The following is a 12,614-nucleotide window of genomic DNA, read 5'->3' on the forward strand; positions in this document are numbered from 1 at the left end:
AAGCTCAAGACGCGAGCATCCATATGGCGTCCGGTGGCATAGCGGAAGGGCATGATTAAGCTGATGCAGCTTATCGATCTATCGAGCGAATCGTATAGTCCGCCATGACTGACCAATCCTTGTCACCGCCGCCGGCGCTAACCGCCTTGGCCATCTGTTCGAGAACAGCCCTGAGCATAGGCAAGTCTCTTCCTAACTGTTCGGCTGCCGCATCGGCCAGGCGCAAATCCTTCCAGCCCAAGCTCGCTTTGAATCCAGGCTCATACCGATCTTGGATAATATTGGCGGAATATACCTGGTAAGAACGACTGCCGAACAGCGTATTCAATATCAAATCGAAAAAGCGTTCCCGCGCCAGACCGTTTTCCTCGGTGAGTACCACTGCCTCGGCCATGGCCTCGATCGCCATCGTGATCATCATGTTGCAGGCAATCTTAGCGGCATGAGCAGTCGGCTGCTCCTCGCCCAGGTTCCAGATCCGCTTGCCAATCACTTCCAATATCGGACTCAGCTTTTCCAGCGTGGCCGACGCACCAGCCGCCAAGATATTGAGCTCGCCCTTCGCGGCGACATCCGGCCGTCCGAGTACAGGCGCGGCCAGGTAATCAATGCCAGCTTCGCGATGGCATGCCACCAATTCCCGCGAAAACGAGACGGAGATGGTGGATGCAACCACATGCACCAATCCCGGCTTGGCTCGAGAAAGCACGCCGGTGTCCAGCAACACTTCACGGATCGCGGAATCGTCGGACAACATCGTCAAGGCGATGTCAGCCTGCAACGCCTGTTCCGGCGTATCGACCACATTGACACCCGCCACCTCACCGCCCGAGCGGCTCCAAGCCTTCACCGTATGACCAGCGGCAGCTAGATTTTTCGCCATCGCCTGGCCCATGGCACCTAAGCCGATTACACCGATTTCCATTTGATTCTCCTGGCAAGTGGGAATGCGCCGTCAAGACCGACTGCATCACCCGGGTTGGGTCAATTGAAGTGGGTCGCGGAGGCGACGGTGCGCCATGCATCGAGATCCGCTTGAAACGCCGCTCGCTTGCCCTCGGCGACGCCAGAGGCGACCGGCCCGAGAGGCCAGGTGCAGCGGCGATTCTGTACGGTCGACGGCGCGCATGATCAACGGCCCACTGGAACATCTTGTAATCAACCAAATCTTTTTCATGATTTCTCCTGTCCACGCCGTCAGAGGGTATCGAGAGATTTCAATCCTGCGTTTCTGTTCGCTCGATGATCCACTCAAGCACCGGGGCGAGCGCCGCATCGGAGTTTTTTTCGTATATCAGACCATGTCCATTGCCGTGAACGCCCCGGTCCGGCAGATGCAAAAGCTCGGCGGATGCACCTGCCGCGTTGAGGAACGCTGCGGTCGGCGGACTAGCCGCGGCAAAGGCGGACGCCTCCGCAGTCACGATCAGGATGGGCAATCCAACCAGCGACGGCAGCCGCAAGGTGCCGGGCTCGGCCGTGCGCAGTGCATCAGCATCGGCAACCGGGGGGGCGAAGCGCAGCGGCGCGGCACTCGGCCCCCAGCGCATCGCGCCGATGTTAGGAATGTCCGCGAACGGTGGTCCCATCGGTTCAATGGCAGCAATGGCCTTGACCAGCTCCGGCCGACGATCGGCCACCAACCAGCCATCCGGGCCAGAAGCCGAATGCGTGAGAAGAATGGCCGGCCCGATGCGATCGAGCAGCGCCGCCATGCGGTCGGCATCCAGCGTCTGGGACAGCGCAAGGTCCGCAGGTAACGGCCCATAACCCGCGATGAACTCATCCATCGCTGCGGCATCGTCGGACGCGAACGGCCATAGTGTGTGTCGCGGGTCGTCGCCTGGGAAGTAGATGTATTGACCGCCTTCATACGAAAACGGCGGCCCCATTTCACCCAGCGTGCGCGAATGGAACGGAGAACGCCCGTGCCCCGGCCGGTCGATGACCAGCACCGCGTAACCGGCCTCGACCAAGCGCTGTGCCCAGCCTGGCCTGCCGTCAGGCGTGTCGAACCATTCGGTGCCCTGAAAGCCACCGCCGTGCATCAGCACGATCGGCCAGGGCCGCGTCACGGCTTCGGGCGACTCCCATTCCACATACATCGGGCCGCGCTGGTAGGTCTTGCCTTCCTGCTGAACCCTCTCGCCGGGTATCCAGAAATGCCCGCGTTTCACCGCTCTGGTAGGCGCTGTGGTCCACGGCGCCCATCTCGTCTGTTGTTTTGACATCGAATTTCTCCGGATTAAAGCCTGGTCGCACGCGAACGGTCAGGCGTTAGGTCGGTGAAGCGCGGCACGTCTGCCATGACTGCGGAGGTCTCGGCCGAAACGAACGCGGCCTGTACGGCGGCCTCATCGCGGAACACACATTCGCAAATCGCGATCGTGCCGGCCTGGTCGATGGCAGGAAAAAATGCGGTGGCGCTGATCAGGCCGTATCGCTGCCATGAACGCATCACCAGCGGAAGGTGTTCGTTGACATAGTGATCGCGATCGAATCGGCTTTCCGGCGCACCTTGATAGCTGACGTAGATCACCACGGACGGGTCGCTGTTGCTCATGACGGCTCTCCTGCCCCGCAGTCGGCCAATCTGCGGGAAGTTGTTGAACGGAAGATCACTTGTCGTCGAGGAATTGCGTGACTGCCTCATTCAGCGGTGCTGCACATTCCTCGGGCAGCCAGTGACCACAGCCCGGCAGCACCGTGCCGGTGACGTGGGTCGCGTAGCGGCGCATCTGGTCGACCTGATATTGCCCCATGCCACCGTTGCCGCCGCCGCCAATCGCGAGCGCCGGAATCGTGACCTTAGTCTCGGCCAGGACCTTATTGTCCGCGACGTCCTGATTCAACACACGGTAGTACTCGAAAGCGGCGTGCAGGCTATGCGGCTTGGCGTAGGACTTGCCGTAGAGGTCGAGCAACCCGTGTGTGAATACCGCGGTGTTGGTCGCGTGCACCTTCATGAAATGCGCGAAGAAAAAGCGCTCCTTGCCGGTCACCAAGGTCTCGGCCAGATGATCGCCCGCGGCAAAGAAACTGAAGTGCCACACCAATGACTCGCCTTTCGGCGTAAAGGCCGGAAACGAGTAGATGGTGTCATCCGGGATCGGCGCTTCCATATAGACCACGCGGCCGATATTGTCCTGGTGCTGGACCAGCATCGGATAGGTATTCCAGATACCGATGTCATGCGCCACCAAGTCGAACTTCTTGCCGCCGCTGAACTGGACGGCCAGCTTGTACAGAAGCGGCGCGACGTCCGTGGCTCGATAGGATGGCGGTACCGCGGATTGTCCCAGTCCCGGGAGATCCGGCGCGACCACGGTGAAGTTTTTGGCCAATATGGGCATCAGCTGACGCCACTCGTACCAGGTCTGGCCAAAGCCGTGAACCAGGTAGACCAGCGGCCCGGAGCCGCCTTTGACATAGTGGAGTTTGACCCCGTCGATTGTCTGGTACGCGCTGGTAAAGCCCTTGGGGACCGGAAATTCGTCAGCGGCGAACGCCGGTGCTGCGAACGCTAACGCGAGGGCGAGCGCGAAAATATGTCGGAGACGTCGGAACATCTTGTTTTCCTTGAGTACGTGATGGAAAGGCAAAGAACATGGCAAGCGAAGGCGCACGGCTGGTGGCCATCGCTGGATAACGCATCGATTCAGTGGCCGTCGACGGCACGGGTACCGGCCAGGCGTGGCCCGGGCCGGAAGCCATGCGCTCTGGCCGACCAGGCAATGACGAATCCTAGTGCCAACAGCAGGACCAGGACCCAGGGGAACGAGCTTGCACCGCAAGCGTGCAGCAGGACGCCCCCGAGCAGACCGCCTCCCGCGATGGCGCCATTCCACGCCACTACATTCATCGACAACGCCGCATCGGCGCCGTCGCCGGCGGTATCAGCCAGAGCGGTCTGAAGCAGCGTTGCCGCCCCGCCGAACGTCAGGCCCCATATGGCCACGCCCAGATAGACCGCCATGGGCAGGCTGGCAAACCAAGCGAACAATAGGGAAACGACCCCAAACGTCGCCAGGCTCGTCAGCACCGCAGCGCGCAGGTGGCGATCCACCAGCCGCCCGGTGATCCAAATCCCCAGCAATGCAGCCAGGCCAAAGACCAGCAGCACCCGATCCACCCGCGTGAGCAGTCCGGCCTGCGCCACGAACGGCGCGACATAGGTGTAGAGGATGTTGTGCGCGAGCATCCAGGCGATCACCGTGCCGAGCACCGGCCGTACCCCCGGCGTAACCAACACCGTGCGCAACGACACGCGCTCGTGGGCCGCCTGACCGGGGTAATCCGGCACCTTGGCCAGCACCCAGACGATGAGCATCAAGGTCAGCGCAGACATGATCCAGAATGCGGCACGCCATCCCACCAGCGCGCCGAGCCAGGTACCCAGCGGCACGCCCAGTGACAAAGCGATCGGCGTACCGACCATCGCGATCGCCATCGCTTTGCCTTGTTGATCCACGGTGACCATCCGCCGCGCGTACCCCGCGAGCAGGCTCCAGGCCAATCCGGCGGAGACGCCAGCGAAGAAACGTGCGGCCAGCGTCAGCCAGTAATGGGAAGAGACTGCCGTGACCGAGTTGAACAGCAGAAAGCCGACGATCGTCAACAGCAGCACACTGCGCCGCCTCCAGGTCCGTGTAGCAATCGTCAGTGGAATCGCCGCCAGCAAAGAACCCGCCGCATAGGCCGTGACCATCTGTCCCGCCATCGACGGGGAGACGGCCAGTCCTTGGCCGATCTGCGGCAGAAGGCCCGCCGGTAACGTCTCGGTTAAGATGCAGATAAACCCTGTCATGGCCAGCGCCAACAGCGCAAAGACCGGCAGCGGCGTAGCTGCGTGCTCCGGCGACGAATTAGAAGTAGCTGTTTTCACAGGACGTTTCCTACTAGGGGAACAGAAGCAATGACCGATTTGATCTAAAGAGGAAGATGACCAAACCGTTTTGCAGTTTTATATCGAATGGTATAAATGTACGTGAAAGCATTAGCGATTGTCAACCACTTATATATCGATTAGTATTTATACCTTCACATAAAGGTCCGAATCGGCAGGAGAACGCCATGGCGCAGATGGGCAGACCCCGTACGTTCGACCGGGACGAGGCTATCGATCAAGCCTTGCACCTGTTTTGGGAACAAGGCTATGAAGCCACCTCTTTGAATCAACTGAAGGCCGCGATTGGCGGCGGCATTACCGCACCGAGCTTTTACGCCGCGTTCGCCTCGAAGGAGGCGCTATTCCAGGAGTGCGCGCAGCGCTACTTGAGTCAATACGCGACCGTGACTGAATGCCTATGGGATACAGCGCTGACACCGCGTGCAGCGTTGGAAAGGGCCCTGCGTGCTTCGGCGAAAATGCAATGCGAACGCGGCCATCCCAAGGGATGCATGGTCGCTCTGGCAGTGATGAGCGCGCCCTCGCCAGAAAACGCGGCGGTGACGCAATCGCTGACACGGTCGCGCGCTCGCACGCGGGGCGGCATCACCGATTGTATTGAACGCGGCATCGCTATCGGCGAGTTGGCGCCAGAAACCGACGCGCGAGCCCTCGCCACGGTGTTCGACAGTTTCTTGGTCGGCCTGTCCACGCTCGTGCGCGATGGAGTGAGTTATCCCGTGCTCAATGTTTCTATCGACTGCATTATGACGGCATGGGACACGGCAAAGATTCGGTGACTATGTTCAATTTCCAAGCTGCGGCTTCCTCGCCGTTTCAGCCAGCAGGTAAATTTTCAGCCGAATACGTTGCCATGCACGCTAGCGGCTGCGCTCGCGCATCTTTCGTGACAAATGGACGGTTCTTATCACGAATACCGGCTCCGGCTACGCTCAAATTCGCCAAAGCCCGTTGGAACCCTATTCGCCCTCTCGATTATCAACAGACTTCCCAAGCCGGCTAGGGTAAAGGGTTGGATGGGGCATCGACCTGGGGCCGATACCTTTGCTTTTACCCTCATCCGCGGAGTTCTTTAGCTGGCGCGGAAGATGGCGCAGTTTGCTGTGCCTTGACCTTTTCGGGCTTATTGCCAATCAGGTTTCATTATATCAAATTTACTGCTTTTTTAAGGCAGAGATTGCGGTTTATAAAAGACATAAATGTGATACTTTTAGTGAATCTATTTCAAATTTTATAAACTAGCCTAGCCAGCTAATGAGTACCCTTTCAAGTTTAGCTAATGCCTCGGCACGCTTACCTTCTGTCATCCCACCGATATTATGTAACTTCCATTTTACTGCGGACAGCTGTTGATCTGGCTTTCCGGCGCTAACGACCAATCCGTCCTACCACGCTTAAAAGACATCAGAAAGTTAAAATCCTGCTGGGTGAACTGTGCTTGAAGCACGGTCAGCGTCTGTTCAGGCATCGCCGCTTGCGCCATCTGGGACTGACGCTGTAAGGTCATCATCCGGTCCTTGGGATAGTCCCAGGATACCGAAGCCATCCAGGCTTTTTCAGTCGAGGTGAGTTCCAGCAAATAGCAGCGGCGACTGGTGGTGATCACCAAATTGGTTCTGAGCCCCGAGCGGATCGGTTTCACCAGCACATTGACGCGCTGTTCGTCGCCCGTGCCGCTGGCGGTCTCGCCGACAACCCAGCGCACCGTGTCACCGGCGGCGATCGTCACCAGTCCTTCGCCCGGTTGCAAGGCAACCATCGTTACCCGGCCCGGCGCGGCATAAAGCTGGTACAGCGCACCGTCGGTGTAAGGTCAGACCTGGATAGCGTTAACCTACCCTTCCAAACTTGGCGCTACGCGTGCCTCCGCATTGGCGCGCGATACCCGCACATGCTCATTGGCCGGCGCCGGTATGGATTGACCTTCTTTGTTATCCGGCAACGGTTTCATCTGCGCCGGCATCGGCAACACCTTCGGTACCGCCAACACCTTGAATGATTTTACCGGTTCGGGCCGGTAATAAGAAATGCTTGGCGGGTAACGCTTTTTATTCAAAACAGGACCAGCCAGCAGGCACAAAATAGGTTATATTGCCTGTTATTTATATAAGAGATTTGCTTGCATGTTAAATGATATTCGTACACCATTAATGTTTGTACTTATCGCTCTTATTATCAGTATTAAAAAAAATGGCATCAATAAAAGAACTTATTGTATAGTTATCGCACTTTCGCCCTTGGGTAATTTTCTAAATTTATTGTCGATTGAAAGCTTAACTACTGTTAATATCACATTACATGGCCTTATTGATTATTTTATCTCTACGGCCATAACGCTGATTATTTCGCTAATCATCTTATTGATATTTCATTTACTTGAAAAGGTAAATAAAAATTATGAATAATGGTAATATTCCACCCAGCGATCAAAAAATCATGAACAACCTCGGGCGCGATATAGCTTTTGGCGCGCTTGGCGGTGCGTTGACCGGTGGCCCGCCTGGCGCGGTAATGGGAGCCGGACTTGCCGCCGCGCAAAATGTCACTATTGGCCTGATGGATCATGGACCGGTCAATGTGCAGATGCCACAGGTGCCGATGAGGCCAACCCAGCTACATCAAGTCCCTTCGCTCAATATTCCTGGTGGAATGCCTTCTGAACAATGAAGAAATAATTTAAGGCCTTAATTCAGACTTTATACCAATAGTAACAGGAACATTATTTTATGATCCCATGGTAATGACCTACCTGTTATTTATCTACTGGTTTATACCTAATAAAATGCCGTTAATTTAGTCAAACACGCTATCATTTATATTATTATTTTCCAAAATAAAAAACCCGCATATATTTAGCGGGTTTTTTATCAAATTAACACCATTTATAACCGAAGAGCTATTAACTCACTCCCACTCTATCGTCGCCGGCGGTTTACCCGATATATCGTAAACCACCCGTGAAATCCCATCGATTTCATTAATGATCCGATTGGACACCCGGCCCAAAAACTCATACGGCAGATGCGCCCAATGGGCGGTCATAAAATCGATGGTTTCCACCGCGCGCAGGGAGACCACCCAGTCATACTTGCGGCCGTCGCCCATCACGCCCACCGAACGCACCGGCAGGAACACGGTAAACGCCTGGCTGACCTTATTGTAGAGGTCCGCTTTATGCAGCTCTTCGATAAAAATCGCATCGGCGCGGCGCAAAAGGTCGCAGTATTCTTTTTTCACCTCACCGAGCACCCGCACGCCGAGGCCCGGACCAGGGAACGGGTGGCGATAAAGCATATCGTAGGGCAGTCCTAGCTCAAGGCCTATGCGGCGCACCTCGTCCTTGAACAGCTCTTTGAGCGGTTCCACCAGCCCCAGCTTCATCTCTTTCGGCAGGCCGCCGACATTGTGGTGGGATTTGATGACATGGGCCTTGCCGGTGGCGGAAGCGGCGGATTCAATCACGTCGGGATATATAGTGCCCTGGGCCAGCCATTTGACGTCGGTCTGTTTGCCGGCTTCCTCATCGAACACTTCCACAAACACCCGGCCGATGGTTTTGCGTTTGGTTTCCGGATCGGCGATACCGGACAGGGCGCTGAGAAAACGCTCCTCCGCCGGGACATGGATAATATTCAGGCCATACTTCTCGCCGAACATCTCCAATACCTGGGCGGCCTCGTTCAGCCGCAGCAGTCCGTTATCCACAAATACGCAGCTCAGGCGATTGCCGATGGCGCGGTGCAGCAGCATGGCGGTGACCGACGAATCCACCCCGCCGGACAATCCCAGAATCACATGGTCGTGGCCGATTTGCCGGCGTAGGCGGCTGACGGCATCTTCGATAATCTTGTCCGGCGTCCACAACGCCTCGCAGCGGCAAATATCCTTGATAAAACGTTCCAGGATCCGCTGGCCCTGGCGGGTATGGGTGACTTCGGGATGGAACTGCACGCCGTAGAACCGTTTTTCCTCGTCGGCCATGATGGCGAACCGGCAGCTCTCCGTGCTGGCGACGGTGACGAACCCCGCCGGGATGTCGGTGACCTTGTCGCCGTGGCTCATCCAGACATCCAGCAGCGGCTTGCCGTTGACGCTGAGGGAATCCTTGATGTCCCTTATCAGGGCGCTGTCGTTTAACACCTCAACCTGGGCATAGCCGAATTCGCGCTCATGAGAGCCTTCCACCCGGCCCCCCAGCTGCATGGCCATGGTCTGCATGCCATAGCAGACGCCCAGCACCGGGACGCCGGCCTGGTAAACATACTCCGGCGCAACCGGACTGTTATGTTCGGTGGTGCTTTCAGGGCCGCCGGAAAGAATAATGCCGCTGGGTTCGAAGGCGCGGATTTGCGCTTTTGTCACGTCCCAGGCCCAGAGTTCGCAATAGACGCCCAGCTCGCGCACGCGGCGGGCGATAAGTTGCGTGTACTGCGAACCGAAGTCCAGGATCAGAATGCGATGTTTATGGATATTATCTGTCATAGAAGGCGTATTCCAAGAGCGGTGGTCAAAATACAACACCACCCGGCCGCGGCCGGGAAGAAAAAATCAGGGATGGCCAATCCTCGGCCATCTGACGCAACGGGCGGCGCACCAGGGAGATAATGCACTATTACCGCCCGCAGCGCACCGTCCGGCGCGTTTAGCCCATGCGGTAATTCGGCGATTCTTTGGTGATGGCGACGTCGTGGACGTGGCTTTCCTGAATGCCGGCGCCGCTGATGCGGACAAATTCAGCCTTGGTGCGCAGTTCGTCGATGGTGGCGCAGCCGGTGAGTCCCATGCAGGAGCGCAACCCGCCCATCTGCTGATGCACTATCTCTTTCAGGCGGCCTTTGTAGGCCACCCGCCCTTCTATGCCTTCCGGCACAAGTTTATCGGCGGCGTTGTCGGTCTGGAAATAGCGGTCGGAGGAACCTTTGGACATGGCGCCCAGGGATCCCATGCCGCGATAGGATTTAAACGAACGGCCCTGGTAGAGTTCGATTTCGCCGGGGGATTCCTCGGTACCGGCCAGCAGCGAGCCCACCATGACGCATGAGGCGCCGGCGGCAATGGCTTTGGCGATATCGCCGGAGTAACGGATGCCGCCGTCGGCGATAACCGGAATACCGGTGCCTTCCAGCGCTTCCACCGCATCGGATATGGCGGTGATTTGCGGTACGCCGACGCCGGTAACGATACGGGTGGTGCAGATGGACCCCGGCCCGATACCCACTTTAACCGCGCTTACGCCCGCTTCCACCAGCGCGATGGCGCCGGCGCCGGTGGCGATATTGCCGCCGATAATCTGCAAATCGGGATATTTTTCACGGGTGGCGCGAATGCGCTGCAATACGCCTTCGGAATGGCCGTGGGAGGAATCGATGAGCAGCACGTCGACACCGGCGGCCACCAGCGCGTCGATACGCTCTTCATTACCCGCGCCCGCGCCCACCGCCGCGCCTACGCGCAGCCGGCCGTGCTCATCTTTGCAGGCATTGGGCTTGCGTTCCGCTTTCTGGAAATCTTTTACCGTGATCATGCCCAGCAAATGGAATTGTCCGTCCACTACCAGCGCTTTTTCTACACGCTTCTCGTGCATTTTTTGCAGCACGACTTCGCGGGCTTCGCCCTCTTTCACCGTCACCAGGCGTTCCTTGGGCGTCATGACCGCGGTGACCGGCTGGGAAAGATCGGTGACGAACCGCACATCGCGGCCGGTAATGATGCCCACCAGTTCGTTGTCATCGGTGACCACCGGATAACCGGCGAAACCGTTGCGGGCGGTCATTTCCTTAACCTGGGACAGGGTGGTTGACGGGGTAACGGTCTTGGGATCGGTCACCACGCCGCTTTCATGTTTTTTCACCCGGCTGACTTCTTCGGCCTGGCGCTCGATGGACATGTTTTTATGGATAAAGCCGATACCGCCCTCTTGGGCCAGTGCGATAGCCAGGGGCGCTTCGGTAACGGTATCCATGGCCGCGGAGAGCAGCGGAATGTTGAGACGGATTTTTTTGGTCAGTTGGGTTCCCAGCTCGGCTGTGTTGGGCAGAACCGTGGAATGTGCAGGTAAAAGGAGGAGATCGTCGAAAGTCAGGGCTTCTTTTGCGATACGTAACATAGCAATATCTCACCAGGGTGGATGTATAAAATATTGCCGTGGCATTATACAGAACGTAAACGGTTGCCTCCAGCTATTTTTTTAAAAAAACCTTGATAACCGGCCAGCGTTAAGTAATATCAACCGATTAAGTCTTTTTTAACAAAGTTGATCCAGCTCACATGTCTGCACCCGCCTCGTCACTGATTTTTACCGTTTCCCGCCTGAATCAACAGGTGCGTGAACTGCTGGAAAGCGAGATGGGCCAGATCTGGCTAACCGGCGAGATATCCAACTTTTCCCAGCCCGCCTCCGGCCATTGGTATTTTACCCTGAAAGACGATCGCGCCCAGGTGCGTTGCGCTATGTTCCGCAACGGCAACCGGCGGGTGACCTTCGCCCCGCGCAACGGGCAGCAGGTATTGGTGCGGGCTTCGTTGACGCTGTATGAACCCCGCGGCGACTACCAGCTGATTGCCGAGAGCATGCAGCCGGCCGGCGACGGTTTGCTGCAGCAGCAGTTCGAACAGCTCAAGCAGCGGTTATCGGCGGAAGGACTGTTCGATCAGATCCATAAACAGCCGTTGCCCAGCCCGTCCCGGCGGGTTGGCGTCATCACCTCCGCCAGCGGCGCGGCGCTGCACGATATTCTGAACGTCCTGCGCCGGCGGGATCCGTCGCTGCCGGTGGTGATCTACCCAACGCCGGTGCAGGGACAGGACGCGCCCGCGCAGATCGTCCGGGCCATTGAAACCGCCAACCGCCGGCGGGAGTGCGATGTGCTTATCGTCGGCCGCGGCGGCGGTTCGCTGGAAGATTTATGGAGTTTTAACGACGAACGGGTGGCGCGGGCCATTTTTGCCAGCATATTGCCGGTGGTGAGCGCCGTCGGGCACGAAACCGATGTGACCATTGCCGATTTTGTCGCCGATCTTCGTGCGCCTACCCCCTCGGCGGCGGCGGAGCTGGTGAGCCGCAATCAGTTGGAGCTGGTGCGCCGGTTGCAGTCGCAGCAGCAGCGGCTGGAAATGGCGATGGATTATTATCTGGCCCAGCGCCAGCAGATTTTTACCCGCCTGCAGCACCGCCTGCAGCAGCAGCATCCCCATTTGCGGCTGGCGCGCCAGCAAACCACGCTGGTCAAACTGCGCCGCCGGCTGGACGACGGCGTACAGGCGCAGCTGCGGCTGGCGCAGCGCCGCCATGAGCGGGTGCAGCAGCGGCTGGGCCAGCAATCGCCGCTGCCGCGCATCGGCCGGGTGCAGCAGCAATTGCAGGCGCTGCAATATCAGTTGCAGCAGGCCATGACCCGCCGGTTGAATCAGCAGCAGCAAAAATTCGGCATGTTATGCTCGCGGTTGGAAGGCGTCAGCCCGCTGAATACGCTGGCGCGCGGTTTCAGCGTTACCACCGGCGCCGATGGGGCGCTGATTAAACGCACCGGGCAGTTACAGCCCGGCGATGCCCTGACCACCCGTCTGCAGGATGGCTGGGTGGATAGCCAGGTGGTTCGCATTACGCCGTCGAAGAAGACCGCCGGTAAAAACCGCTAGCCGCCGACACCTACCGGCCATTGTCCCGGAGATTGCCGGAAGGGACGCGATTAGCATGTTCCGGCTT

The 12,614-nt window shown here is 58.0% G+C and carries 10 protein-coding genes and 1 pseudogene; 3 read left to right on the forward strand and 8 right to left on the reverse strand.

Annotated elements, in window-relative coordinates; translation table 11 throughout:
• Nucleotides 1-70 precede the first annotated feature (70 nt).
• The 5 genes from ACL2XO_RS20435 to ACL2XO_RS20455 all read right to left on the reverse strand — a co-directional run bounded on the left by ACL2XO_RS20435 (nt 71) and on the right by ACL2XO_RS20455 (nt 4,807).
• Nucleotides 71-925, reverse strand: coding sequence for an NAD(P)-dependent oxidoreductase (locus tag ACL2XO_RS20435; RefSeq protein ID WP_413741389.1), 855 nt, complete (start codon nt 923-925; stop codon nt 71-73).
• A 292-nt stretch (nt 926-1,217) separates the two neighbouring features.
• Nucleotides 1,218-2,231, reverse strand: a complete 1,014-nt coding sequence (locus ACL2XO_RS20440; protein ID WP_413741390.1) for an alpha/beta hydrolase — start codon at nt 2,229-2,231, stop codon at nt 1,218-1,220.
• A 14-nt stretch (nt 2,232-2,245) separates the two neighbouring features.
• Entirely contained in the window at nt 2,246-2,563 is a 318-nt protein-coding gene (locus ACL2XO_RS20445) for an EthD family reductase (RefSeq protein ID WP_413741391.1), read from the reverse strand.
• A 55-nt stretch (nt 2,564-2,618) separates the two neighbouring features.
• A complete protein-coding gene (locus ACL2XO_RS20450; protein WP_413741392.1) occupies nt 2,619-3,569 on the reverse strand; it encodes an alpha/beta fold hydrolase in 951 nt (316 codons plus the stop codon).
• Nucleotides 3,570-3,658: 89 nt separating this feature from the next.
• Nucleotides 3,659-4,807 (reverse strand): MFS transporter, encoded by a 1,149-nt coding sequence (locus ACL2XO_RS20455; RefSeq protein WP_413743096.1) that lies wholly within the window; start codon nt 4,805-4,807, stop codon nt 3,659-3,661.
• Nucleotides 4,808-5,073: 266 nt separating this feature from the next.
• On the opposite strand from ACL2XO_RS20455, the gene ACL2XO_RS20460 reads away from it, so the two are divergent.
• The gene (locus ACL2XO_RS20460; protein ID WP_413741393.1) at nt 5,074-5,688 is read left to right on the forward strand and encodes a TetR/AcrR family transcriptional regulator; all 615 of its coding nucleotides are present in this window, start codon (nt 5,074-5,076) and stop codon (nt 5,686-5,688) included.
• A 459-nt stretch (nt 5,689-6,147) separates the two neighbouring features.
• Here ACL2XO_RS20460 and ACL2XO_RS20465 read toward each other — a convergent pair.
• A pseudogene (locus tag ACL2XO_RS20465) lies at nt 6,148-6,983 on the reverse strand (TrbG/VirB9 family P-type conjugative transfer protein).
• Nucleotides 6,984-7,306: 323 nt separating this feature from the next.
• Between ACL2XO_RS20465 and ACL2XO_RS20470 the strand changes: the two are divergent.
• A complete protein-coding gene (locus ACL2XO_RS20470) occupies nt 7,307-7,576 on the forward strand; it encodes a hypothetical protein (RefSeq protein ID WP_413741394.1) in 270 nt (89 codons plus the stop codon).
• Nucleotides 7,577-7,813: 237 nt separating this feature from the next.
• On the opposite strand, the gene guaA is transcribed toward ACL2XO_RS20470, so the two are convergent.
• Together guaA and guaB are read right to left on the reverse strand one after the other, a co-directional pair.
• Nucleotides 7,814-9,391, reverse strand: coding sequence for a glutamine-hydrolyzing GMP synthase (guaA, locus tag ACL2XO_RS20475; protein WP_413741395.1), 1,578 nt, complete (start codon nt 9,389-9,391; stop codon nt 7,814-7,816).
• A gap of 160 nt (nt 9,392-9,551) precedes the next feature.
• Nucleotides 9,552-11,015, reverse strand: a complete 1,464-nt coding sequence (gene guaB, locus ACL2XO_RS20480; RefSeq protein ID WP_132926789.1) for an IMP dehydrogenase — start codon at nt 11,013-11,015, stop codon at nt 9,552-9,554.
• A gap of 161 nt (nt 11,016-11,176) precedes the next feature.
• On the opposite strand from guaB, the gene xseA reads away from it, so the two are divergent.
• On the forward strand, nt 11,177-12,547 hold the full coding sequence (xseA, locus tag ACL2XO_RS20485) for an exodeoxyribonuclease VII large subunit (RefSeq protein WP_413725231.1): 1,371 nt from the start codon (nt 11,177-11,179) through the stop codon (nt 12,545-12,547).
• Nucleotides 12,548-12,614 lie beyond the last annotated feature (67 nt).

The organism is Sodalis sp. RH15 (assembly GCF_047324255.1).
Classification (GTDB): domain Bacteria; phylum Pseudomonadota; class Gammaproteobacteria; order Enterobacterales; family Enterobacteriaceae; genus Acerihabitans; species Acerihabitans ligni.

What these genes read in the sequence shown, in the direction of transcription:
- ACL2XO_RS20435 (WP_413741389.1), bottom strand. Translation starts at nt 925, where the DNA reads ATGGAAATCGGTGTAATCGGCTTAGGTGCCATGGGCCAGGCGATGGCG.
- ACL2XO_RS20445 (WP_413741391.1), bottom strand. Translation starts at nt 2,563, where the DNA reads ATGAGCAACAGCGACCCGTCCGTGGTGATCTACGTCAGCTATCAAGGT.
- ACL2XO_RS20455 (WP_413743096.1), bottom strand. Translation starts at nt 4,807, where the DNA reads ATGACAGGGTTTATCTGCATCTTAACCGAGACGTTACCGGCGGGCCTT.
- ACL2XO_RS20460 (WP_413741393.1), top strand. Translation starts at nt 5,074, where the DNA reads ATGGCGCAGATGGGCAGACCCCGTACGTTCGACCGGGACGAGGCTATC.
- ACL2XO_RS20470 (WP_413741394.1), top strand. Translation starts at nt 7,307, where the DNA reads ATGAATAATGGTAATATTCCACCCAGCGATCAAAAAATCATGAACAAC.
- ACL2XO_RS20440 (WP_413741390.1), bottom strand. Translation starts at nt 2,231, where the DNA reads ATGTCAAAACAACAGACGAGATGGGCGCCGTGGACCACAGCGCCTACC.
- ACL2XO_RS20450 (WP_413741392.1), bottom strand. Translation starts at nt 3,569, where the DNA reads ATGTTCCGACGTCTCCGACATATTTTCGCGCTCGCCCTCGCGTTAGCG.
- guaA (WP_413741395.1), bottom strand. Translation starts at nt 9,391, where the DNA reads ATGACAGATAATATCCATAAACATCGCATTCTGATCCTGGACTTCGGT.
- guaB (WP_132926789.1), bottom strand. Translation starts at nt 11,015, where the DNA reads ATGTTACGTATCGCAAAAGAAGCCCTGACTTTCGACGATCTCCTCCTT.
- xseA (WP_413725231.1), top strand. Translation starts at nt 11,177, where the DNA reads ATGTCTGCACCCGCCTCGTCACTGATTTTTACCGTTTCCCGCCTGAAT.